Annotated in this window: 20 protein-coding genes and 1 tRNA gene; 8 read left to right on the top strand and 13 right to left on the bottom strand. The window is 54.4% G+C overall.

Translation table 11 applies throughout. The features are described 5' to 3' along the window. The coding region (locus BM261_RS04795; RefSeq protein WP_074895656.1) for a ComEA family DNA-binding protein at positions 1 to 264 on the top strand (264 nt) is incomplete at its 5' end. Positions 265 to 347: 83 nt separating this feature from the next. Next, a complete protein-coding gene (locus BM261_RS04790) occupies positions 348 to 1124 on the top strand; it encodes a ferredoxin--NADP reductase (RefSeq protein WP_074895653.1) in 777 nt (258 codons plus the stop codon). A gap of 68 nt (positions 1125 to 1192) precedes the next feature. Here BM261_RS04790 and pgaB read toward each other — a convergent pair whose 3' ends face one another. Together pgaB and BM261_RS04780 are read right to left on the bottom strand one after the other, a co-directional pair. Further along, positions 1193 to 3061, bottom strand: coding sequence for a poly-beta-1,6-N-acetyl-D-glucosamine N-deacetylase PgaB (gene pgaB, locus BM261_RS04785; protein WP_074895651.1), 1869 nt, complete (start codon positions 3059 to 3061; stop codon positions 1193 to 1195). Between the two features lie 408 nt (positions 3062 to 3469). Next, entirely contained in the window at positions 3470 to 4276 is an 807-nt protein-coding gene (locus BM261_RS04780; protein ID WP_074895648.1) for a cytochrome C assembly family protein, read from the bottom strand. Positions 4277 to 4380: 104 nt separating this feature from the next. On the opposite strand from BM261_RS04780, the gene ffh reads away from it, so the two are divergent. Further along, the gene (gene ffh / locus BM261_RS04775) at positions 4381 to 5748 is read left to right on the top strand and encodes a signal recognition particle protein (protein WP_074895645.1); all 1368 of its coding nucleotides are present in this window, start codon (positions 4381 to 4383) and stop codon (positions 5746 to 5748) included. A 245-nt stretch (positions 5749 to 5993) separates the two neighbouring features. On the opposite strand, the gene BM261_RS04770 is transcribed toward ffh, so the two are convergent. The 6 genes from BM261_RS04770 to rsgA form a co-directional block, all read right to left on the bottom strand. Then, complete coding sequence (locus BM261_RS04770; protein ID WP_074895642.1) at positions 5994 to 6860, bottom strand: cysteine ABC transporter substrate-binding protein; 867 nt, start codon at positions 6858 to 6860, stop codon at positions 5994 to 5996. Between the two features lie 116 nt (positions 6861 to 6976). Further along, positions 6977 to 7732, bottom strand: a complete 756-nt coding sequence (locus tag BM261_RS04765) for an amino acid ABC transporter ATP-binding protein (protein WP_049252518.1) — start codon at positions 7730 to 7732, stop codon at positions 6977 to 6979. A gap of 1 nt (position 7733) precedes the next feature. After that, the gene (locus tag BM261_RS04760; protein WP_074895639.1) at positions 7734 to 8402 is read right to left on the bottom strand and encodes an amino acid ABC transporter permease; all 669 of its coding nucleotides are present in this window, start codon (positions 8400 to 8402) and stop codon (positions 7734 to 7736) included. Further along, positions 8392 to 9051 (bottom strand): amino acid ABC transporter permease, encoded by a 660-nt coding sequence (locus BM261_RS04755; protein ID WP_049252519.1) that lies wholly within the window; start codon positions 9049 to 9051, stop codon positions 8392 to 8394. Before BM261_RS04755 ends, BM261_RS04760 begins: the two co-directional genes overlap by 11 nt. 233 nt (positions 9052 to 9284) lie before the next feature. Next, a complete protein-coding gene (gene rmuC / locus BM261_RS04750) occupies positions 9285 to 10916 on the bottom strand; it encodes a DNA recombination protein RmuC (protein WP_074895636.1) in 1632 nt (543 codons plus the stop codon). 72 nt (positions 10917 to 10988) lie between these two features. Next, positions 10989 to 11864: a ribosome small subunit-dependent GTPase A gene (gene rsgA / locus BM261_RS04745; protein ID WP_074895633.1), complete on the bottom strand. Its 876-nt coding sequence runs from the start codon at positions 11862 to 11864 to the stop codon at positions 10989 to 10991. Between rsgA and BM261_RS04740 the strand changes: the two genes are divergently transcribed. Continuing rightward, the gene (locus BM261_RS04740; protein WP_240317853.1) at positions 11823 to 12908 is read left to right on the top strand and encodes an aldose 1-epimerase; all 1086 of its coding nucleotides are present in this window, start codon (positions 11823 to 11825) and stop codon (positions 12906 to 12908) included. The two genes, rsgA and BM261_RS04740, sit on opposite strands and share 42 nt — an antisense overlap. A 386-nt stretch (positions 12909 to 13294) precedes the next feature. Here BM261_RS04740 and BM261_RS04735 read toward each other — a convergent pair. Together BM261_RS04735 and BM261_RS04730 are read right to left on the bottom strand one after the other, a co-directional pair. After that, positions 13295 to 13370 (bottom strand) — tRNA-Phe (locus BM261_RS04735). A gap of 172 nt (positions 13371 to 13542) precedes the next feature. Further along, a complete protein-coding gene (locus BM261_RS04730) occupies positions 13543 to 14109 on the bottom strand; it encodes an NADPH-dependent FMN reductase (RefSeq protein WP_049252524.1) in 567 nt (188 codons plus the stop codon). 156 nt (positions 14110 to 14265) lie between these two features. Here BM261_RS04730 and BM261_RS04725 point away from each other — a divergent pair, with 156 nt between their 5' ends. From BM261_RS04725 to BM261_RS04710, 4 genes are all read left to right on the top strand, one after another. Further along, on the top strand, positions 14266 to 14802 hold the full coding sequence (locus BM261_RS04725) for a KdsC family phosphatase (protein ID WP_074895630.1): 537 nt from the start codon (positions 14266 to 14268) through the stop codon (positions 14800 to 14802). Continuing rightward, positions 14799 to 15383, top strand: a complete 585-nt coding sequence (gene lptC, locus BM261_RS04720) for an LPS export ABC transporter periplasmic protein LptC (protein WP_074895627.1) — start codon at positions 14799 to 14801, stop codon at positions 15381 to 15383. The genes BM261_RS04725 and lptC overlap by 4 nt, the downstream gene beginning before the upstream one ends. Further along, complete coding sequence (gene lptA / locus BM261_RS04715; RefSeq protein WP_074895624.1) at positions 15361 to 15885, top strand: lipopolysaccharide transport periplasmic protein LptA; 525 nt, start codon at positions 15361 to 15363, stop codon at positions 15883 to 15885. Before lptC ends, lptA begins: the two co-directional genes overlap by 23 nt. A gap of 496 nt (positions 15886 to 16381) precedes the next feature. After that, positions 16382 to 17617, top strand: coding sequence for a pentapeptide repeat-containing protein (locus BM261_RS04710; protein ID WP_240317854.1), 1236 nt, complete (start codon positions 16382 to 16384; stop codon positions 17615 to 17617). Positions 17618 to 17736: 119 nt separating this feature from the next. Here BM261_RS04710 and BM261_RS04705 read toward each other — a convergent pair whose 3' ends face one another. The 3 genes from BM261_RS04705 to BM261_RS04695 all read right to left on the bottom strand — a co-directional run bounded on the left by BM261_RS04705 (position 17737) and on the right by BM261_RS04695 (position 20378). Further along, the gene (locus BM261_RS04705; RefSeq protein WP_074895621.1) at positions 17737 to 18369 is read right to left on the bottom strand and encodes a hypothetical protein; all 633 of its coding nucleotides are present in this window, start codon (positions 18367 to 18369) and stop codon (positions 17737 to 17739) included. A 169-nt stretch (positions 18370 to 18538) separates the two neighbouring features. Next, positions 18539 to 19687 (bottom strand): bifunctional diaminohydroxyphosphoribosylaminopyrimidine deaminase/5-amino-6-(5-phosphoribosylamino)uracil reductase RibD, encoded by a 1149-nt coding sequence (gene ribD / locus BM261_RS04700; protein WP_370446635.1) that lies wholly within the window; start codon positions 19685 to 19687, stop codon positions 18539 to 18541. 103 nt (positions 19688 to 19790) lie between these two features. After that, positions 19791 to 20378 (bottom strand): hypothetical protein, encoded by a 588-nt coding sequence (locus BM261_RS04695; protein ID WP_074895617.1) that lies wholly within the window; start codon positions 20376 to 20378, stop codon positions 19791 to 19793. Positions 20379 to 20397: the final 19 nt, after the last annotated feature.

Genomic DNA, 20397 nt, shown 5'->3' with positions numbered 1-20397 from the left:
ATCAATACGGCCACGGTTGAGGAGTTGAAGGCTTTGCCCGGGATCGGTCCGGCAAAGGCTCAGGCAATTGTGGATTACCGCAAGGAAAACGGTCATTTCAAATCGGTGGAGGATTTGAAGAAGGTGAAGGGTATCGGTGAGGGTATCTTCGGTAAGTTGAAGGATGAGGCAACGGTCGGTACTGCTGCGCCGGCTAAAACGGCCAAACCCGCAGCAGTGAAACCTGCCGCTCAACCCGCAGCAGGGAAAAATGCGGCTAAGTAGGGATGGCCGATTCGCTTCGGAAGAAAGGCCGCTTTGTGTGGTGATTATTACGAGCCGTATTGAATAGCAAGATTAGGAAAATTATGTCAAGTTTGCAAGAAAGTAAATTTACGGAAGAAATCGTATTAGATGTCACACGTCATACGCCGAAGCTGCTCACTTTTACGATTAGTCGTCCGGAAACTTACAGATTTTCAGCAGGACAATTTTCTCGTTTAGGCTTTCGTGATGGGAATGGCTATATTTGGCGTGCTTATTCCATTATGTCTGCGGAGTATTCTGATATTTTGGAATATTTTGCCGTCTTGATTCCAGACGGCCCGATGTCTGCGTATTTTATGCAGATGAAGGCCGGAGATACTATTTTGCTCGATAAGAACGCTACAGGTTTTTTGTTGCCCGAACGTTTTATAGACGGTCGAGAGTTGATAATGTTGTGTACGGGTTCGGGAATAGCTCCCTTCCTGTCTATTTTGGAGCAACCTGAGGTCTGGCAGAAATTTGAACGTTTAGTATTGGTTCATTCCGTTTCTTATGCTGAGGAATTGATTTTCAGAAATCGGCTTGACGAATTGGCGGATCATCCTTTAGTTGGTGAATACTTTACTAAATTTAATTTTCTACCAGTATTAACGAGGGAAAAAAATGATGGCGTACTGCACGAACGTTTGCCGGAGTTATTGACGGAAGGGCAATTGTCTGAAGCTTTAGAGCTTCCCTTTACTCCCGAACATACTCGCTTTATGCTCTGTGGCAATCCCGATATGGTTAAAGATACTTTTCAGGCTTTATTGAATATGGGTTTCTCCATGCATCGCAATAAGAATCCGGGACAGATTTTGATGGAAAACGGTTTCTGATTGAGTAAACTTATAATGGATTAAATAATTTTAGGGCTGTCCAAGAAACTGGACAGCCCCTTTTGGTTTTATTGAAATTGATCGAGCACGGGTTTTATTTGTTGTATTGGTGGCTGATTGGTGTGTACATTATCTGGATAATAGCCAATATTTTGTACTCCGGCTTGGCGCAGGATGTGCAGCCAGTTGGTAATTTCTCCTGCGGGTAGAGGACGCTCGCTACGCCAATTGACAGTTTGGAGTTCAAAAACGATTTTTTCAGACGGCAGTCCACTGTTCTGCACGGTTGTTACTAGTCCTTTTAACCATTCGGCGGCTTGAAGACTATCGATTGCTGCTTCATTTTCCATGTAGGGCATAGCCATGATGGCTGTGTAATCATAATGTTTTACGAAAGCCGGCAGACTTTGGGCAAACCATTTCTGTTGATTTTTATCGGTAATAACCCCCGCATAAAGATTACGCGCGGTTTTCATCTGTTCGAGGCCGTTGAAGCTGTAATTTAAGGCAGCTGTTTTAAGGCGATCACCGTGTTTGATTAAATCTTGTTCTTTTTGTACGGCTTCGCGGCGGTATTGTTCTTCACTGCGCTTTCCGGGTGCGATTTTGCCTTCATTGTCGGTAAGCAGGCCGTCATCATGAAAGATGATGCCGTTAAATCGGGCATGAAAGGCCAAGTCTTCATACAAATCTTCCAATAATTTCCGATTTTTTTCGTTATACGGGGAGAGTCGCAGATAATGGGCGGGATCGGGCATTTGGGTACGATGGTCGGTTACATATTCGTAACCTTTTCCTGCATTCACAGCCAACATCGGCATCCAGGCATAAACTTCGGTTTTCGTACGGCTCATTAGTTGCCATGAAACCCGGCTGAATAGGTCTGCACGCATGGGGATACGGCGGTTTGGGAAATAGACGGCATCCGCTGTGCCGTCGCCGTCAGGATCGGCAAATGCTTGAAGATAAACGGTGTTCACGCCCAATTTGCTGATGCGGTTAATCAATGCATCGATATTGCGGTTCATTTGCCGCTCATCTGTGTCATAGATGTAATCCAAATCGACATGGGCTATTTTTTGCGGTCTGTGACGTGGCAGTTGTTCTTGCAAATAGGCTTGCAGAAAAGCGGTATCACTGCCTTCATCTAACATTGCACGGCCTATATGGCCGTCTGAAAGACGGTTTAGCCGACGGTCGTAGAGTGAAAAACTACCGTCAAAACCTGTTTTGCGGGCGATATTCACAGCCGTTTGGTTAAACTGCCCATACGGCCAAACGATAATTCTAGGCCTTACTCCGGTATGCCACTCGATTTTGTCTGCGGACGTTTTCAAATCTGCTTCTATCCTGTGCCGATATTCTTCGGCTGTTTCGTAACGGCCGTTTCGGTAATATCCAGAAAGGGCAGCGGCAAATTCTGAACCCATAGGGTTTCCGGCCTGACCACGATGCAGATTGTCGCTATGGGAAGCAATTTCCACCAGACCGCTTTGCTGCAAAGTTTTTATTTGCGGCCAACTTAAAAAGTGATTACGTGGCAACTTGGTCGTGCCATATGGGACATAATCTTTTTCATCCAGCCATGAAGTCACAACGGCCAATACCGCAGGATAACGGTATTGCTGCAACAATGGGAAAACGGTTTGGTAAAAGCTCAAATAGCCGTCGTCAAAAGTCAGTAGGACAGGTTTTTCGGGCAGGCTGCCTTTGCCTGCTTCCGCTTCTTTAATCTGCTTCCAGCTGACGGGCGTATAACCATTGTTTTTCAACCAGTCGAAATGCTCGATTAGTTTGCTACGGCTGATTGTGGGGGTATCTGTTTGATTGGATACCTTTCCCTCAACCACATCATGATATGTCAGTACGCCGTAGCGTATTTCGGCCCAAACTTGCCTTATTGGCAGCAAAAGCAGCAAAACAAGTAAAATTCTCATGGAAGTCCTTTTCAGACGGCTGGATGCAACAAAATAGCAATTACAGGATTTTTTGTTTTTTTAAGAGGGGACTGTGCTTAAATCAGGTAAAAAAATCAAATTTAACATTTAAACCGTCCCTAAATAGAATGTATCGGCAATTTAATGTCTTTGTTAAAGATGTAATGATAATAGTACTTGCCAGGCAATCCGCTTTTACATTACATTGCACTACATAAGAGCAAACGCTCAACGCCAAGTAAACAAAGGCAATATAGAAATGAGGAAATAGTGCATAACCCACATGCAGTATAAATAAACAGGCTGTCCCATAAGGGCGGCCTGTTTTGCGTTTGCCGGTTATTGTCCTTACAGGCCGTCTGAAAATGCTTCGACACAGTTTTCAGACGGCCTGACAGTAAATCGGCTTTAACGGTGCAGGATAACTTCCAGTACGAATTTGCTGCCCACATAAGCCAGCATCAAACTGATGAAGCCGACAATCGTCCAAACGGCGGGCCGTTTCCCGCGCCATGCCGTCATACTGCGTTTCAGCAGCAGCCCCGCATAAATAAACCAAGACACAATGCTGAAAATGGTTTTATGCGTGAACGTCATCGGACGGCCGAATACCTCCTCGGCAAAAAACGTACCGCTGATAACCGAAACCGTCAGCAGGGCAAAACCTATCCACATACTTTGAAACATCATCCGCTCCAAACTCAGCAGCGGCGGCAGGAAAGAGCGGGCGGGCGACAGCCTGTGCCGATGCAAATCGCGGCTCAGCCACAAAATCAGCACGGCTATCAAGGTGGTAATGCCAAACAGGCTGTATGCCAGCAGTGATGAAATAATGTGCAGCATAAACGGCCAGTCCGTTATCCGGTAGGATTCCACATGGCCGGGGAAAAGTATTGCCAGCAACATGAACAAGACGGACAAGGGGTACAGCAGCAGCTGCAAACCGCGCAGGCGATAGAAGAAGCTACCCATCAGATACAGCATCAGCATCAACCACACAATCACCGCCGATGCATAACCGAAGCTCATAATCAACGTCTGATTGGCCAGCGGCGGCAACATAATCATCAGGCCGTGCAGCAGCAGGGAGCCGGCCAGAACGGCCAATTCCCAGCGCAGCGGATAGTCGGCGGCATTTTTCTTCAAACGCCAAAACCAAACGAATCCCGCCAGCGCGGCATAAACAAGTGTCAAACAAATCATCATAACCGGCATAGCAAACTTCCCGACCTGCGCATATCCACTATGACGCAGGTAGTGTAAAATGCGCCGATTTTATCAAATAACACTGTCCGCGTGGCAGCTTATGAAGGAAGTCCATGTTAGACAATCTGACCAACCGGTTTTATTCCGTTTTCAAAAATATCCGTGGCGTGGCGACGCTGAATGAAGAAAACATCAAGCCCGCCCTGCGCGAAGTCCGTTTGGCGTTACTGGAGGCGGATGTCGCCTTGCCGGTCGTACGCGATTTCATCAACAACGTTAAAGAGAAGGCAGTCGGGCAGGAAATCAACGACAATCTGACGGCAGAACAGGCCTTCATCACCATCGTCAATCAGGCATTGATCGAACTGATGGGCAAGGAAAACAGCAAATTGGATTTGGCGGTTACCCCGCCAGCCGTCGTATTGATGGCCGGTTTGCAGGGTGCGGGTAAAACCACCACCGTCGGCAAATTGGCCAAGCTGCTGAAAACGGTTGATAAAAAGAAAAAAATCCTCGTCGTTTCAGCCGACGTGTACCGCCCCGCCGCCATCGAGCAACTGCGTTTGCTGGCCGAGCAGGTGCAGGTTGATTTTTTCCCTTCGGATACGACGCAAAGGCCCGTCGATATTGCTTTGGCGGCTTTAAACCATGCCAAGCGCGGGTTTTACGACGTGCTGATGGTGGATACCGCCGGACGTTTGGCCATCGATCAGGAAATGATGGACGAAATCAAGGCGCTTCATGCGGCGGTCAATCCCGTGGAAACCCTGTTCGTCGTCGATGCTATGCTGGGTCAGGACGCTGTCAATACGGCGCAGGCCTTTAACGAGGCACTGCCGCTGACCGGCGTGGTGCTGACCAAAATGGACGGCGATTCGCGCGGCGGTGCGGCCTTGTCTGTGCGCCAAGTGACCGGCAAACCGATTAAATTCATCGGTGTGGGCGAAAAAATCGACGGCTTGGAAGCCTTCCACCCCGACCGTATCGCCAGCCGGATTTTGGGCATGGGCGACGTCCTGACCTTGGTGGAAGATGTCCAAAAAGGCATAGACGAAGCCGCCGCCGCCGAAATGGCGAAAAAACTGCGCAAGGGCAAGAGCTTCGACCTGAATGACTTCAAAGCGCAAATCCAGCAGATGCGGAATATGGGCGGTTTGGAGAACCTGATGTCGAAAATGCCCGGCGAAATCGGCCAGCTTTCCAAACAGATTCCCGAAGGCACGGCAGAAAAAGCGATGGGGCATGTCGAAGCCATCATCAATTCGATGACGCCGAAAGAGCGTGCCAATCCCGCCTTAATCAAGGCAAGCCGCAAACGCCGCATCGCGGCCGGTTCGGGCACCACGGTTCAGGAAGTCAATAAAATGCTGAACCAGTTCGAGCAGTCGCAGAAAATGATGAAAATGTTCAGCGGGCAGAATATGCGCAAGCTGATGAGCATGGCCAAGGGAATGAAGGGCTTGTTTCCCGGTATGAAATAAGCTGAAAGGCTTGTGGGCGGATAGGCTTTTAAAAACAGGCATCCTGTTGCAGTTGTCCGCTTATGGCTAAGAGGCCGTCTGAAAGGCCTGAACCGCACCCCGGCAGCTGGATAATCTTCCAGCCGCCGGGGTGCAATTTTCAGACCGTGCGTATCAATGGTTGCAAGTTGGTCGTCAAAATGTTTGAGGCCGTCTGAAAAACTGTTTTCAGACGGCCTCTCTGTCGTTTCGAGAAGGATGCCTGCTTATTCGGCCAACAGTTCTTCCGGTTTGACTTTGTCGCCGTACACGGGCAGCAGAGTTTTCTCATAGGCGGCTTTCAGACGGCCGTCTTTCTTCATGGCGACGATTTCGCCGTTCACCCAGTCCAGCAGTGCTTTGTCGCCTTTTTTTACCGCCGGGGCGATAGATTCGGCCGGGCCGATGTTGCCGATGGCCACTTCGTAGTCCGGGTTTTCTTTCGCCCATGCCCACAGCAGCGCGTTATCGTGCGCCAAGGCCACGCCGCGTCCGTCTTTCAATGCATCGAAGGTTTCGGTGTTTTGGTCGAATTTCAGCAGTTTGACTTCGGGGTGGTTTTTGGTAAAAAAGGCATCGGCGGTGGTGCCTTTGTTGACCAGCAGGGTTTGGTCTTTCAATTGGGCGACGTCGGTAATCGGCTTGCCCTTGGGGGATACCACGCCCAAGGCGACTTTCATGTAGGGCGAGGCGAAATCGACGGCTTCCGCGCGTTCCGGCGTTTGGGTGAAGTTGGCCAGCAAAACGTCCACTTTGCCGGAACGGACGTATTCGACGCGGTTGGCGGCTTCGGTGAGGACGAATTCGATTTTGTCCGGGCTACCGAGCAGGTCTTTGGCCATTTCTTTGGCAATTTCGACATCAAAGCCTTGGTTTTTGCCATTCGCGTCCACATAGCCGAACGGCGGTTTGTCGCCGAATACGCCGATGCGGATAACGCCTTTTTCTTTGATGGCGGCCACGGTATCCGCCCCTGAGGCGGCAGGCTGTCCGCCCGCTGCGGCCTGATTGTCGGCACCGCTGTTGCAGGCGGCCAGGCCGAGTGCGATAACGGCACCGGCCAGCAGTGTGGAGAATTTTTTGGAAAGCGTCATGATTTGCTCCTTTGGAGATAACGAAAAAAGGGAAGAGGCCGTCTGAAAAACAGCGCGGCAAGGTTTCAGACGGCCTGAAAACCTTGGCGGCCAAACGTTTGGCAGCGGGTTCGGATTCAGATGCTCACGTTCAAATCCGGCCCGTAATCCATGCCGGCCAGAAACTGCCGGGCGCGTTCGGTTTTCGGTTCGGTAAAAAACGCTTCGGGCGAAGCCTGTTCGACAATCGCGCCTTTGTCCATGAAAACGATGCGGTCGGCCACTTTTCGGGCAAATCCCATTTCGTGGGTAACGATCAGCATACTCATGCCTTCGCGTGCCAATTCCAGCACCACTTCCAATACCTCGCGCACCATTTCGGGGTCGAGGGCGGCAGTGATTTCGTCGAGCAGGATGACTTCGGGATTCAGGCACAGGGCGCGCACGATGGCGATGCGCTGCTTTTGTCCGCCCGAAAGTTCGCGCGGGTAGGCATTTTTCCGCTCCAGCAGGCCGACGCGGGCCAGCAGTTTGTCGGCCTGCGCTTCAGCCTCGGCGCGGTTGCGTTTCTGTACCTTCAGCGGGCCGAGCAGGATGTTGTCGATAACGGTCATGTGGGCGAACAGCTCGTAGCTTTGGAATACCATGCCCACTTTCTGCCGCGCCGTCTGCCAAGATATGTCCTTGCCGAACACGCCCGCGCCCTCCATTTCGATGCTGCCGCCCTGATGCTCTTCCAAGCCGTTGATGCAGCGCAGCAGGGTGGACTTGCCGCAGCCGGACGGGCCGAGCAGGACGATGACTTCTCCTTTGGCCAAATCCAAATCCAGCGAACCGATGGCGGTTACGCCGCCGTATTCTTTGTGCAGTTTGCGCACGCTCAATAAAGCCATGTCAATGTTCCCATTTGTGTTCCAGCCTCGCCGCCCACAACGACAGCGGCCAGCAGCAGAGGAAATACAGCATAAAAATCAGCCCGTAAACCCAAAACGAGGCGTTCGGCATGGTCAGCAGCGAGTTTTCGATAATCTGCTGGCCGACCTTGACTACTTCGATTACGCCGATCAGGGCGGCCAAGGAGCTGGTTTTAATCATGCGCGTGAATAAGTTAATCGAACCGGGCAAAACGCGGCGCACGCTTTGCGGCAGTTCGATGAAGCGGAACACCTGCCAACGGCTCAAACCGATGGCCAAACCGGATTCCACCTGATGTTTTTCGATGGATTCCAATGCGCCGCGCACCAAATCGCCCATCTCCGCCACGCCCCACAGCACGAATACCCAAATGCAGACCCACAGGCCGTCGATATGGATACCCGCCCAGGCGGCGAAACCGAAATAGAAGCCGAACAGCCACACCAAAATCGGCACGATGCGCACCGTTTCCAAATAGAGGCGGCCGATAAAGCGCACGATGCGGTTGTCCGCGCGCAGCATGAGTCCGAACAGCGTGCCGAACACGCAGGATAGGGCGACGGAAATCAGGGAGATTTGCGCCGTCAGCAGCAACCCTTTGCCCAGACGCGCCGCGTTTTGTCCTTCAAACAGCCAGTCAAGCACCATATTTCGCACTCCGAACGCGTTTTTCCGCCCAGCGTGCCGATAAGGACACGGGCAGCAGGATAATCAGATAGCTGGCAAACAGCAGGAACAAGGCTTCGTTGGTTTTGTAGTCCATGCCGATGATGTCTTTGGTAACGAACAGTAATTCGGCGATGCCGACCGCACTGACCACTGATGTTTCCTTCATTAAAAACAGTATGTTCGCCCCAACTGCAGGCACGGCCACCGCCCAAGCCTGCGGCAGTTCTACGTAGCGGAATATCTGAAGGCGGTTCAAACCGATGGCTTTGCCCGCTTCAATCTGCCCTTTCGGCACGGCGAGGATTCCCGCCCGCAATGCTTCGGCCATATAGCTCGCGCCCAAAAACGTCAGGGCGATGATGCTGCAGGTAAAGCCGTCCCATTTGATGCCGATTTTCGGCAGGCCGTAATAGAGGAAGAACAGTTGGATAAGCAGCGGCGTGTTGCGCGAAAGTTCGATATAACCGCGGGCGAGAAAGTAAAACGGCCGGATGCGGTAAGCCGTTACCACCGCCACGGGCAGGCCGACGGCCAGGGATAATGCGATGCCGTAAACCGACAATTCCAGCGTCAGTTTCGCGGCTTCGGCGAATTTCGGTATCGCGGCGGCTAGGTAGGACCAGTTCATTGTAAGTTTGTGTGTGCTGAGACGGACGGCATTGTATAGTTTTGTAAGTCCGTTGTGCAAATAGCTGTCGAATATAAGGCCGTCTGAAAAAGGCATATGGTGGGTTTCGAAACGGTCCCGGCAAAACCGTGTTTTGATTTGAGGCCGTCTGAAAACGGTTTTCAGACGGCCTCTGCGGTTTGTTTTCCTGTTTCCGAACGGTTGCCGGATGTACATTTCTGCTGTTGCAGGGCTTATTCGCGATTTTCCGTTTCCCCGCTTTCCGGTGCGGGCAGGGCAGATGTTTCGGCTTCCGCTTCGGCCGCTTCTTCGGTCAGTTGGCGGTCGAGCTGTTTGGCGGTTTTTAGGCCGAGGCGGTGGAGTTTTTGCGCGCGGTTTACGAGGTTGCCGTGGCCGCTTTTGAGTTGGTTGAACGCTTGTTGGTAGGCGGTTTGCGCCTGGTCGATGTTGCGGCCGACTTTTTGCAGGGTATCGACGAAGCCGACGAATTTGTCGTACAGCCTGCCGCCTTCGTCGGCGATGGCCAGCGCGTTGCGGTTTTGCTGTTCGGTCCGCCAGATGTTGGCGACGGTGCGCAGGGTGGCCAGCAGGGTGCCGGGGCCGGCGAGCATGATGCGTTTGTCGAAGCATTCTTGGAACAGGCCAGGCTCTTGCTGGAGGGCGGCGAGGTAGGCGGGTTCGACGGGGATGAACATGAAGACGAAATCCAGCGTTTTCAGGCCGTCGATGTCGCTGTATTTTTTTTCGGACAATTCTTTGATGTGCTGGCGCACGGATTGGACGTGGGCGGCGAGTGCCTGACGGGCTTCCTGTTCGTTTTCCGCCCGTGTGTAGCGGACGTAGGCGGTGAGGGAGACTTTGCTGTCGATGATGATTTGTTTGTTGTCGGGCAGGTTGATTAAAACGTCGGGCTGGAGGCGGCGGGTGTGGCCGTCTTCCTGCGTTTGCGTGCCCGATGCCTGTATGATGTATTCGCGCCCCCTTTGCAGGCCGGAGTGTTCGAGCACGCTTTCCAGAATCATCTCGCCCCAGTTGCCTTGGGTTTTGTTGCGGCTGCCGGTGAGGGCGTCGGTGAGGGCGTTGGCGTCGTCGTGCAGGCGGTTGTTGAGTTGTTGCAGGCGTTTGAGTTCGTTTTCGAGGGTCAGGCGTTCTTTCGCTTCTTTTTCGTAGGTGTTTTGAACCAGTTGGGCGAAGCCGCTGATGCGTTCGTTCAGCGGGTTGAGCAGGCGGCCGAGGTGTTCGCGGTTTTGTTCGGTGAAGCGGCGGCTTTTTTCTTCGAGTATTTCGTCGGCCAGGTGGCGGAATTGGCCGCTCATGAGGTCGCGGGCGTTGTCAAGCAGGGCGAGTTTTTCTTCCTGCGCCTGCCGTTCTTGTTCGAGCAGGGTGTTGAGGCGTTCGTTGCGGATTTGTTGTTCGGCCAGTTGTTGTTGCAGTTCGGCATAGTCGGTTTTCAGACGGCCTAATTCTTCCGCTTGGGCGGTGAGGTGGCGGATTTGTTGTTCGGCGGCGGCATATTCGCCGTGCAGGCGGCGGGCGTTTTGTTCGAGTTCGGCGTATTCGCTGCGGCTGTCGGCCAGTTGCTGTTGCAGTTCGGGCAGGCGGCGGTTGAGGGCGGATGCGGCGGCCAGTTCGGTTTCTGTTTGTTGCAGGTGTTGTTGCAGGGTTTGGATTTGCCGGGCGGATTCGGCGGCTTGGAGGTCGGACTGCCGTTGGCGTTCGTTCAGATTGTCGCGCTCGGCGTGAAGGACGGCGAGTTCGGCCTGACGGCGGCTGCGGAACAGCAGGCCGATAATGCTGATGACGATGAGGAGGGCGGCCACTACGAGGGCGGCGAGGATGAGGAAATGGGCGGGCAGGGTGTTCATTGCGTTTGATGGGTTGAGGCCGTCTGAAAGTATGGGTTCGGTGAGGTTGGAATCGGATTGGGCGGGCTTGGTTTAATAGGGTTTGGCGGTCAGTTCGTCGATAATGCGTTGCAGGAAGTTCAGGCGGTCGGCTTTGATTTCGCCGCTTTCGGCCGCTTGTTTGACCGCGCAGTCGGGTTCTTTGCGGTGGGTGCAGTTGTGGAAGCGGCATCGGCCGATCAGGTGGCGCAGGTCGGGGAAATATTGCAGCAGGTCGGCGGCGTCCAGATGGTGCAGGCCGAATTCCTGCAGGCCGGGCGAGTCGATGAGGAAGCTGTCGGCGGCAAGATCGTACATTTGGGCGTGGGTAGTGGTGTGTTTGCCGGAATCGAGTGCGGCGGAGAGGCCTCCCGTGCGGGCGTGTTCCCCGCCGAGCAGGGCGTTGGTGAGGGTGGATTTGCCCATGCCCGATTGTCCGAGGAAGATGCTGGTGCAGCCTTGCAGCAGCGGGCGCAGGGTTTCGGCGTTTTCCAGTGCGCTGACGGCGGCCAACGGATAGCCCAAGTCTTCGTAGAAGGCCAGTTTTTCCCGCCAGGCGGCGCTTTCGGGCAGGTCGGTTTTGTTCAGTACGATAAAGGCTTCGATGCCGCCCGCTTCCGCCGCCAGCAGGGCGCGTTGCAGCAGCATTTCGCTCGGCGACGGGACGGCGGCGGTAACGATGAACAGCCGGTCCACGTTGGCGGCAATCAGTTTGGTGCGCCATGCGTCTTGGCGATAGAGCAGGCTGCGGCGCGGCAGGAAATCGCGGATGACGGCCTGTTCTCCGTTTTGCACTTCGATGTGCACCCGGTCGCCGCAGGCGAAATCCACCCGTTTGCCGCGCGCGGTGGCGGTGTAGGTTTGGCCGGATTCGGTACGGACGGTGTAATGGCGGCCATAGCTGGCGGTGATTCGGGCGGTGTCGGACATGTCGGAACGGTGCGGAAAAAGCGGATTTTAGCAGAGACGGACGTTATACGCCGCCTGCTTGCCGTTTTGTTTCGCTATAATTCCGCCTTCTTTTTTTCAGACGGCCTCATCATGACTTTTTCCTGCCAAATCGAATCCGACCGCGCCGTGTTGCGGCAAAACGGCCATGCCGAAGCGGAAATCTATTTTTTCGGCGCACTTCTGAACCGCTATGTCGTTTTCGGCGGCGGCGAGTGGTTGAACTGCATCGCCGCTTATCGCGGTACTGACGATGCCCGGCAACACATCACCGACGGCTTTCGCAGTGCCAAACTCAGCCCCTTCCCCTGCCGCCTGAGCCGGGGCGGCTACCGTTTCGACGGCCGCGAATATCAAACCGGCCGCCACGTTTTGAACGGCCATGCCATCCACGGCCTACTTTATGACGCGCCGTTTGCATTGGCCGGGCACGGCAGCGGCGAAGACGCGGCTTGGATAGAGTTGGCGTACGTTTATCCTGCCGACCAAAACGGTTTCCCCTTCCCCTACCGCCTGACCGTGCGCTACACCCTGACTTCAGACGGCCTCACCGTTTCCACCACCGCCGAAAACACCGGCACCGCCCCCATGCCGCTGGCCGACGGCTGGCATCCCTATTTCACCCTCGGCGGCACGGCGGACGACTGGACTTTGCAAATCAACGGCGGCACACAGCTTGAATTTGATGCCGACCTGCTGCCCACCGGTGCGCGCCTGGCCGATAACCGCTTTGCAGAAGCCGCCTCCCTGCGCGGCATAGAATTGGATAACAGCTTTGAGCTGAACGGGAACGGCGGCACACGCCCCGCCTGCACCCTGCGGAACGGCGCGCGCAGGCTCGACATTTTTGCCGAAGAAAACTATCCCCTGCTGCAAATCTACATCCCGCCCGAACGCACCTCCATTGCGTTGGAAAACCTCAGCGGCGCGCCCGACTGCTTCAACAACGGCATCGGCTTGACCATTCTGCCGCCGGGCGGGGCAAAGCGTTTTACCGCCCGCTATCGTTTGGATGTTTCATCATAAACTCAGCAGAAAGATATAGTGGATTAAATTTAAATCAGGACAAGGCGGCGAGCCGCAGACAGTACAAATAGTACGGTAAGGCGAGCCAACGCTGTACTGGTTTAAATTTAATTCACTATAGAATAGACAGGCATCGGTCGTCGTATGGCCCGATGCCGTTTTTACATTTTTGAAAACAAAGTCTGTCAGAACAGGGACGGAGGCCGTCTGAAAAGCGGGCGGCGGTTTTGATGTCGGCTTGAGGCCGTTCGGTTTTATGGCTGTGGCATTCGCACGTTTTTGATTTGAAACGGTACAGGAGGGAAGGCCGTATATTTTCAGCCGATTCGGTTAAGGAAGCAGGGATATTCAGGCAAAAAAATAACCGCCGAAAGGGCGGTGTGATGTGGTGGCCAGAGGCAGGATCGAACTGCCGACACACGGATTTTCAATCCGTTGCTCTACCGACTGAGCTATCTGGCCACATTTGTTTGAAGCGCGCATTAAATCATGTTACGCACATCTAAGCAAGCGGAATTTTAGCTGGCGGATTTATCAGGCTGATATTTATATAAATTAAATTTTAAAGAGGCCGTCTGAAACCGGTTTGCTCGTTTGGCTGTATGTTTCAGACGGCCTGCCGTCCGGCGTTGCCTTACTTCGGATTTTTTTCAATCAGGGCGACCAGTTGGTCGATGTAGCCTTGCACGAAGCCGCGTGCCGATTCGATGAGTTTGCCGTTGTCGTCAAACAGGGTGGGCGAGTTGCCGAGGAAGGCTTCGGGCTGTCCGGTCAGCGGCATATTGAAGTAGGACAAGGCCAGGCGCAGGTTTTTCTGCGAGCTGTAGCCGCCCATTTTGCCGACGGAATGGCTGATGATGCCGGCGGGCGTGTTTTTCCATGCGACGTCGGCGTTGGGTTTGGAGCCGATGTCCACTGCGTTTTTCAGGCAGGCGGGCACGGTGCGGTTGTTTTCGGAGGTAACGAACAAAACGCCGTCTGAAGCTTTGATGGTTTCGCGAAAGGCGGTATAGCTTTCCGGCGTGGGAAAATCGGTTTCGGCGGGGTCGTCGTAGTCGAAGTTGTAGAGCGGCAGGTGGCCGATTTCGACGATTCGGGCTTCGTAGCCTTCCGGGAACATCGGGATGACGTTTTGAGCTACTTTGCGGGCGAACGAGCCTTTGCGTAGGCTGCCGACCAAGATGCTGACTTTTTTGCTCATTAGTGTTTCCTTTCGTGATTGCGGTGCGGAGGTTTGAATCTTAAATCATAATGAGAATAATTGTAAAATCTGTTTACGGTTAGGTCAAGGTATCGGCGGACGGCGGTTACGTTCAATGCTAAAATAACTATTTTTAGGCCGTCTGAAAGAATCATAATGCAAACCCTTTCTTCCGAATTGCAGGCACGCGCCGCCAAAATCAGGCTGCTGATTATGGATGTGGACGGCGTGCTGACCGACGGGCGGATTTTTATCCGCGACAATGGCGAGGAAATCAAATCTTTCCACACGCTGGACGGGCATGGTTTGAAGATGCTGCAAAACAGCGGCGTTCAAACCGCGATTATCACCGGCCGCGATGCACCGTCTGTCGGCCTGCGCGTCAAACAGCTCGGTATCAACCATTATTTCAAGGGGATACACGATAAACGCGCGGCTTATGCCGAATTGCGCGGGCTGGCGGGCGTGGCGGAAGACGAGTGCGCCATTATCGGCGACGACGTGGTCGATTTGCCGGTCATGGTGCGCTGCGGCCTGCCGGTGGCCGTGCCCGAAGCGCATTGGTTTATTAAACAATATGCCGCCCACATCACCCTGAACCATGCCGGCTGCGGCGCGGTGCGCGAGCTGTGCGATTTGATTATGCAGGCGCAGGGTACTTTGGCTCCCGCTTTGGAAGAATATGTAAAATGATGCAGAAGTGGCGATACGGTTTGCTGTTCCCGCTGGTGTTGGCCGCAGTGTTGGGCGGGCTTTCCGCCTGGCTCGACCGCATCAGCGAGGTAACGGTGGAAGAAGTGGCACTGAATCCGAAAGAGCCGCAATATTCGATGTCGGGCATCGCCGGACGGCGTTTCGACAGCGAAGGCCTGTTGCGGGAGCAATTGGATGCCGAGGCGGCCTGGCAGTTGCCGAAAAGCACGGAAGTGGTTTTCAGACGGCCTGAAATGAAGATGTACCGCCAAGGTGTGAAAACCTACCAAATAAACGGCAACGAGGCGCGTTACGACACCGAAACGCGGCAGGCATTGTTCGAACGGCAGGTCGTGCTGCACAAAGAGGCGGGCGACGGCCGGCCGGCCGGCAAGCTGACCGCCGAAAGGATAACCGTCGATACCGTCAAGAAAACCGCCGTTTCCGACCGTCCCGTACAATTCAGCTACGGCCTGTCGCACGGCTCGGCGGGCGGTTTCAGTTATAACGAAGAACAAGGGCTGCTCCTGCTGCCCTCACGAGTGAAAGCAACCATCTATGACCCGAAAAATCCTTCTTAAAGGCCTGTACTGCGGCCTGCTGGCCGTTTCCCTCCAGGCGCACGCGCTGGAAAGCGACCGCAAGCAGCCGATCGAAATCGAAGCCGACCAAGGCGAATTGGACCAGAAAAACCAATCCACCACCTTCAGCGGCAACGTCGTCATCAAACAAGGCACGCTCAACATCCGCGCCGCCAGCGTCAATGTCGTGCGCAGCGCAGACGGCCAGCAAACCATGAAAGCCAGCGGCAGCCCCGTCCGTTTCGGCCAAACGCTAGACGGCGGCAAAGGAACGGTAAACGGCGAGGCCAACCAAGTCGAATACTCCTCGGCCAGCAACGTCGTCAAACTGAGCGGCAACGCCAAAGTAACGCGCGGCGGCGACAAGGCCGAGGGCGCGGTCATCACCTACAACACCCGAACCGAAGTCTATACCGTCAGCGGCAGCAAGGCGGCGGGCGGCAAGCCGGGCAAACGGGTCAATATCGTGATTCAGCCGAGCAGCACGGGCGGGAAAAAATAGGCCGTCTGAAAAATAGCGCGGGCAGCACAATGAAAGCCGGGTATCGATGCCCGGCTTTTGTTTTTTCAGACGGCCTGAAAGGGAAAGGCCGTCTGAAAGGAAGATGTCGAAACGGCGGATTGCCTTTCGGCTGGTTTCGAGGAAACCGAAATTTTATGCGGATATGTCGCACATTCCCTGTGGGAAGGAGGTTCATACAGGCGGCGGCTTGTCTCGGGCGGGTGTGGCATGGAAAATGTCGAGGCTGATTGACGAAAGGATGAGCAATGGGAAATGCGGATTACATTTGGGAGCAAATCGGTGTTTGGTTTGCTGCCCGTAAGTGGATGATTGTAGTGTTTGGTCTGATTGTTTTGGGAGGAGCATATGCTTGGAGAAAATTGACCAATGCATGGAAAGTTTTTTGTGCAGGAATAGCGTCCCTTGTTATTTTTTTCGTTTTGTTTAGCTTTTTTCAAATTCCCTTCCTAGAGCTTATGGGGAAATCCGCCGGGTTTTGGAATTTTATTATTTTGGTCGTTCCGCACCTGTCGCCTTCGCCATCTGGCATTTCCGCGACGAAAACAACAGGCAGCAAATCGAAAACCAACGGAAAGACATCAATCTGAAGGAGTTTCAAAAGCTTTCCGAATGGGTGAGCGGCGCACATTTGCCGGAAATCAAAACGATTGATAAAACCACGCAAAAGGAAGGTTTAAAAGACAAGGGCGAAATTGATGGAGAATTTCAGCTTATTGAGCGTACGACGGAGAAAACGGAAGAGTACGGCAAAAAACCGAATGCCGAGGGTTTCGATACTTTTGGCAAGCGTGAGGGCGCGGTCGCCTTACAGATTTCCGCCATCTACAACCTGCTGCCGTTTTTCAGAGGCGATTATGGCGAAAGTTTCCGCATGCCGGCATTCAATCTGTTGAAATCCGCCTGGCAGGCAATGCAGCAGGACAGTTTGAAGAAATGGGAAAAGGAAAATTTATCTGATCATGAGGCGCAAGCAATTATTGAAGAATTAAGACGGAGGGCAGAAAGTCCTATGGGTGTGGCTTTAACCCAGGTACTGCTCAGCTTAAATCGAAAAAATATGCAGCTGAATCTACGCGATTTTTCTGAAATGCTGCCGAATATTTGCCTGGCCGGGATGAATTTTCATTTGAGCGGGGTTGATGAAAGGGCCAGGAATTGGTCGTGTTTGAATTTGAGCGGAGTTGATTTTCGGGGAGCCTATCTAAAAAAAGCTCATTTTGAAGAAAGTCAATTGGATGGTGTGAATCTGCAATATGCCGATTTGTCGGTAGCCAAACTGCAAGGTGCAAATTTAGATGAAGCCAAACTGCAAGGTGCAAATTTAACTTTAGCCAATTTGCAAGGTGCAACTTTAATTTTAGCCAATTTGCAAGGTGCACATTTATTTAGAGCCGATTTGCAAGGTGCACATTTAATTTTAGCCGATTTGCAAGATGCAAATTTAATTAGAGCCAAAATGCAAAATGCGAATTTAAGTGGATGCGACCTTTTTGGGTGGGAGCAACTAAAACGAGTAAATGATGGCGGTCTTACTGGTTCTAAAATTACCGAAGAGGATTTTAAAGACAAAATTTATCTCGAATGGAAAGCAGAAACTGATCCCGAATGGGAAGCATTGACAAAGGTCGAAAAAATGGCCGTCATGAAAAAATTTCATGATGAAACAGGGATGTATATATTGAATGAGCGGGAAGAGCAAATCATGCCTTAGCTGACCGCGCCTTGTGTTGCTTAGAGGCCGTCTGAAACGTTTTTTCAGACGGCCTCTTCCATTTGCAGACAGTTACGGCAGATAAGGTTTACGGTTGATTTGTTTTTATCGGCTGATGTTTAAAACTTTGCCCAGTTGGCAAGCTCTTCGTTGATTGTCCAGCCTCCGCCGTTCGGTTCGGCGGCATCGGCGGGGAATAAGTCCATGATGCAGTTTGTCCATGCGCCGTGGGTGCCGCCGTTGCAGGGATAGGCGTATTGCCGTTGTTTTTTTAGCCGCAGGGTGGTTTGCAGCAGGGCGGTGAGGCGGTTGAGGGATGCGTTTACGGCGGTTTCGCCCAGTTCGTCGAAATGGTCTTGGCGGAAGCTGAGCAGCAGGCCGCTGTGGCTGCAGCCGTAGATGCCGGTCAGTTTCAGGGTCAGGGCGGGGGTGGTGTTTTGTTTGGCGCAGGTGGCGGGGGAGGGGAATTCGGCGGAGAAGAAGTCGAAATGGAAGGTGTCCGGCCGGGTGCTGCGGTGGTAGTTGTCGGCGAGTTTTTGCAGGGTTTCGTCGCGCCACGACAGGCGGCCGTGTTTGATTGCCTTGCCGCCGTCAAATTGGCCGGCGTTGATGCGGGGCGTGCCTTTGATGTTGCGGGCGAGGGGGGTGGTTTCGGCGATGAATGCGGGCCAGAAGCCGTGGTTGTCGAGGTGTTGGTTGAGGGTGAGCGGGGAGAGGAGGATGAAGTTTTGGTGGAGGTTGGCGAAGTTCATGGGCGGCTCCTTGGGGCAGCTTGCAAGCGGCGGGCGGTGTGTTTGTCGGGCGGGTTGTTCGGAGTTGGGTGCGGCGGTTGCGGAAAAGCCGCTTCAGCCGCCTGAGTGTTTGTGATGTATGCGGTTGTTTATGGGGCAAAAGGCCGTCTGAAAGGTGAAAAATCCGTTTTCAGACGGCCTCTTTTTTACGCAGCACTTGTTTGAGGTCGCCGCCGTCGAGGATTGTTACGGAACGGGTTTGCCATGATGCGGGTTGTTGCAGTGCGGCGGGGTTTTCGGGCAGGTCGAACAGGCTGCGGGCGTTGCCGCCGAGGATTTTGCCCGCTTGGTAGAGGACGATTTCGTCCGCCAAGCCTGCCTGCAGGAATGCGCCGCACAGCGTTGCGCCTGCTTCGACCAGGAGTTCGCCGATGCCGCGTTCCGCCAGCAGAGGGAGGGCGGCGGGCAGGCTGATGCGGCCGTCGGTGGCGGGGACGGTCAGGATGTCGAGATGCGGGACGGCGGCGAGGGCGGCGGGGTATTTTTCGGGCGGGACGGCGGTCAGGAGCAGGACGGGCGATGCGGGGTCGGCCAGCAGTTTGGCCGTCGGCGGCAGGCGCAGGCGGCTGTCGAGGACGATGCGGAGGGGTTGGCGCAGGGTGGGGAAGGCGCGGACGTTGAGTTGGGGGTCGTCGGCCAGTACGGTGCCGATGCCGGTGAGGACGGCGCAGCTTTCGGCGCGCAGGATTTGTACGTCGTGTCGGGCGGCTTCGCCGGTAATCCATTGGCTGAGGCCGTCTGAAAGGGCGGTTTTGCCGTCGAGGGAGGCGGCGCATTTGAGGCGGACGAAGGGGCGGCCGCGTTCGATGCGTGACAGGAAGCCGCGGTTGAGTTCGCGCGCTTCGGTTTCGAGCAGGCCGCTTTCGGTTCGGATGCCTGCGGCGGAGAGCATGGCCAGGCCTTTGCCCGCCACTTGCGGGTTGGGGTCGGCGATGGCGGCGACGACGCGCGATACGCCCGCCTGTATCAGGGCTTCGGCGCAGGGCGGGGTGCGGCCGTAGTGGCTGCATGGTTCGAGGGTAACGTAGGCGGTGGCACCGCGCGCGTTTTCGCCCGCCTGACAGAGGGCGTGGACTTCGGCATGGGGGCCGCCCGCTTTGAGGTGGAAGCCTTGGCCGACAATTTGGCCGCCGTGTGCGATGATGCAGCCGACGCGCGGGTTGGGCGAGGTGGAGAAGCGGCCTTCGGCGGCGAGGGTCAGGGCGCGGCGCATCATGTCGCGGTCGGTGTCGCTGAAAACGGGGGCGGAGGGTGCGGCGGGGGATGGTGGTCGGGACATGGCGGTCGGTGCGGGTGGTTTTGTTGGCGGAAAGGCCGTCTGAAAGGCGGTTGCTTTGTTGGAGCAGGTGCTTTCAGACGGCCTCGTGTTGCGTACGCGCGTTTTACATCGCTTTTTTCAGCAGTTTGACGTCTTTGAGCGTTTCGGCCAGTGTCGCGTTGTCGGCACTGCTGCTGAAGGCGCAGACGGCGTAGAGGTTGTCGGGGCTGTAGATGTTGATGCAGTTGTGGTTGTTGCCTTCGGCATCGGTGAAGGAATAGTCCATGCGGTTTTCTGTTGCGGCACCGGCTTTCAGGTTGGCAAAACCGGCCTGTTCCAATGCGGTTTTCAGGTTGGCGTAGTATTCTTTGGCGGGTTTGACGGGTTTGCCTGCATCGACGACGGTGAGGGTGATGTCGGTGTTTTCGTCGTATTGTTGAAGGATGGTGCCTGCTTCCGCGCCTTCGGGCAGGGCGTTGCCGCCGAGTTGGTCTTGGAAATTGCCGGTTACGGAGATGCTGACGGCGTTGTCGCTACTGGTCAGGGTTTGCGGTGCGGCGGCGGGCGGCGCGGACGGAGCGTCGGCCGGAGTGGCGGAAGCGGTGTCGGCGGCCGGGGTTGCCGAAGCTTGGCCGGGTGTGGCGGCTTGCTGTTCGCAGGCGGATACGGAAAGGGCGGCTGCGGCCAGCAGGGCGGCAAATTTGATGTTCATGACGGTTTTTCCAAGTGTG

The organism is Neisseria elongata subsp. elongata, assembly GCF_900113545.1.
GTDB lineage: Bacteria > Pseudomonadota > Gammaproteobacteria > Burkholderiales > Neisseriaceae > Neisseria > Neisseria elongata.
Note: the sequence above shows the minus strand (reverse complement) of the source record. Positions and strands in the feature narration are given on the sequence as shown.

Bases quoted from the DNA above. Each gene is read 5' to 3' on its own strand.
- BM261_RS04790 (WP_074895653.1), top strand. From the start codon at position 348: ATGTCAAGTTTGCAAGAAAGTAAATTTACGGAAGAAATCGTATTAGAT.
- pgaB (WP_074895651.1), bottom strand. From the start codon at position 3,061: ATGAGAATTTTACTTGTTTTGCTGCTTTTGCTGCCAATAAGGCAAGTT.
- BM261_RS04780 (WP_074895648.1), bottom strand. From the start codon at position 4,276: ATGCCGGTTATGATGATTTGTTTGACACTTGTTTATGCCGCGCTGGCG.
- ffh (WP_074895645.1), top strand. From the start codon at position 4,381: ATGTTAGACAATCTGACCAACCGGTTTTATTCCGTTTTCAAAAATATC.
- BM261_RS04770 (WP_074895642.1), bottom strand. From the start codon at position 6,860: ATGACGCTTTCCAAAAAATTCTCCACACTGCTGGCCGGTGCCGTTATC.
- BM261_RS04765 (WP_049252518.1), bottom strand. From the start codon at position 7,732: ATGGCTTTATTGAGCGTGCGCAAACTGCACAAAGAATACGGCGGCGTA.
- BM261_RS04760 (WP_074895639.1), bottom strand. From the start codon at position 8,402: ATGGTGCTTGACTGGCTGTTTGAAGGACAAAACGCGGCGCGTCTGGGC.
- BM261_RS04755 (WP_049252519.1), bottom strand. From the start codon at position 9,051: ATGAACTGGTCCTACCTAGCCGCCGCGATACCGAAATTCGCCGAAGCC.
- rmuC (WP_074895636.1), bottom strand. From the start codon at position 10,916: ATGAACACCCTGCCCGCCCATTTCCTCATCCTCGCCGCCCTCGTAGTG.
- BM261_RS04740 (WP_240317853.1), top strand. From the start codon at position 11,823: ATGGCGGCCATAGCTGGCGGTGATTCGGGCGGTGTCGGACATGTCGGA.
- rsgA (WP_074895633.1), bottom strand. From the start codon at position 11,864: ATGTCCGACACCGCCCGAATCACCGCCAGCTATGGCCGCCATTACACC.
- BM261_RS04730 (WP_049252524.1), bottom strand. From the start codon at position 14,109: ATGAGCAAAAAAGTCAGCATCTTGGTCGGCAGCCTACGCAAAGGCTCG.
- BM261_RS04725 (WP_074895630.1), top strand. From the start codon at position 14,266: ATGCAAACCCTTTCTTCCGAATTGCAGGCACGCGCCGCCAAAATCAGG.
- lptC (WP_074895627.1), top strand. From the start codon at position 14,799: ATGATGCAGAAGTGGCGATACGGTTTGCTGTTCCCGCTGGTGTTGGCC.
- lptA (WP_074895624.1), top strand. From the start codon at position 15,361: ATGACCCGAAAAATCCTTCTTAAAGGCCTGTACTGCGGCCTGCTGGCC.
- BM261_RS04705 (WP_074895621.1), bottom strand. From the start codon at position 18,369: ATGAACTTCGCCAACCTCCACCAAAACTTCATCCTCCTCTCCCCGCTC.
- ribD (WP_370446635.1), bottom strand. From the start codon at position 19,687: ATGTCCCGACCACCATCCCCCGCCGCACCCTCCGCCCCCGTTTTCAGC.
- BM261_RS04695 (WP_074895617.1), bottom strand. From the start codon at position 20,378: ATGAACATCAAATTTGCCGCCCTGCTGGCCGCAGCCGCCCTTTCCGTA.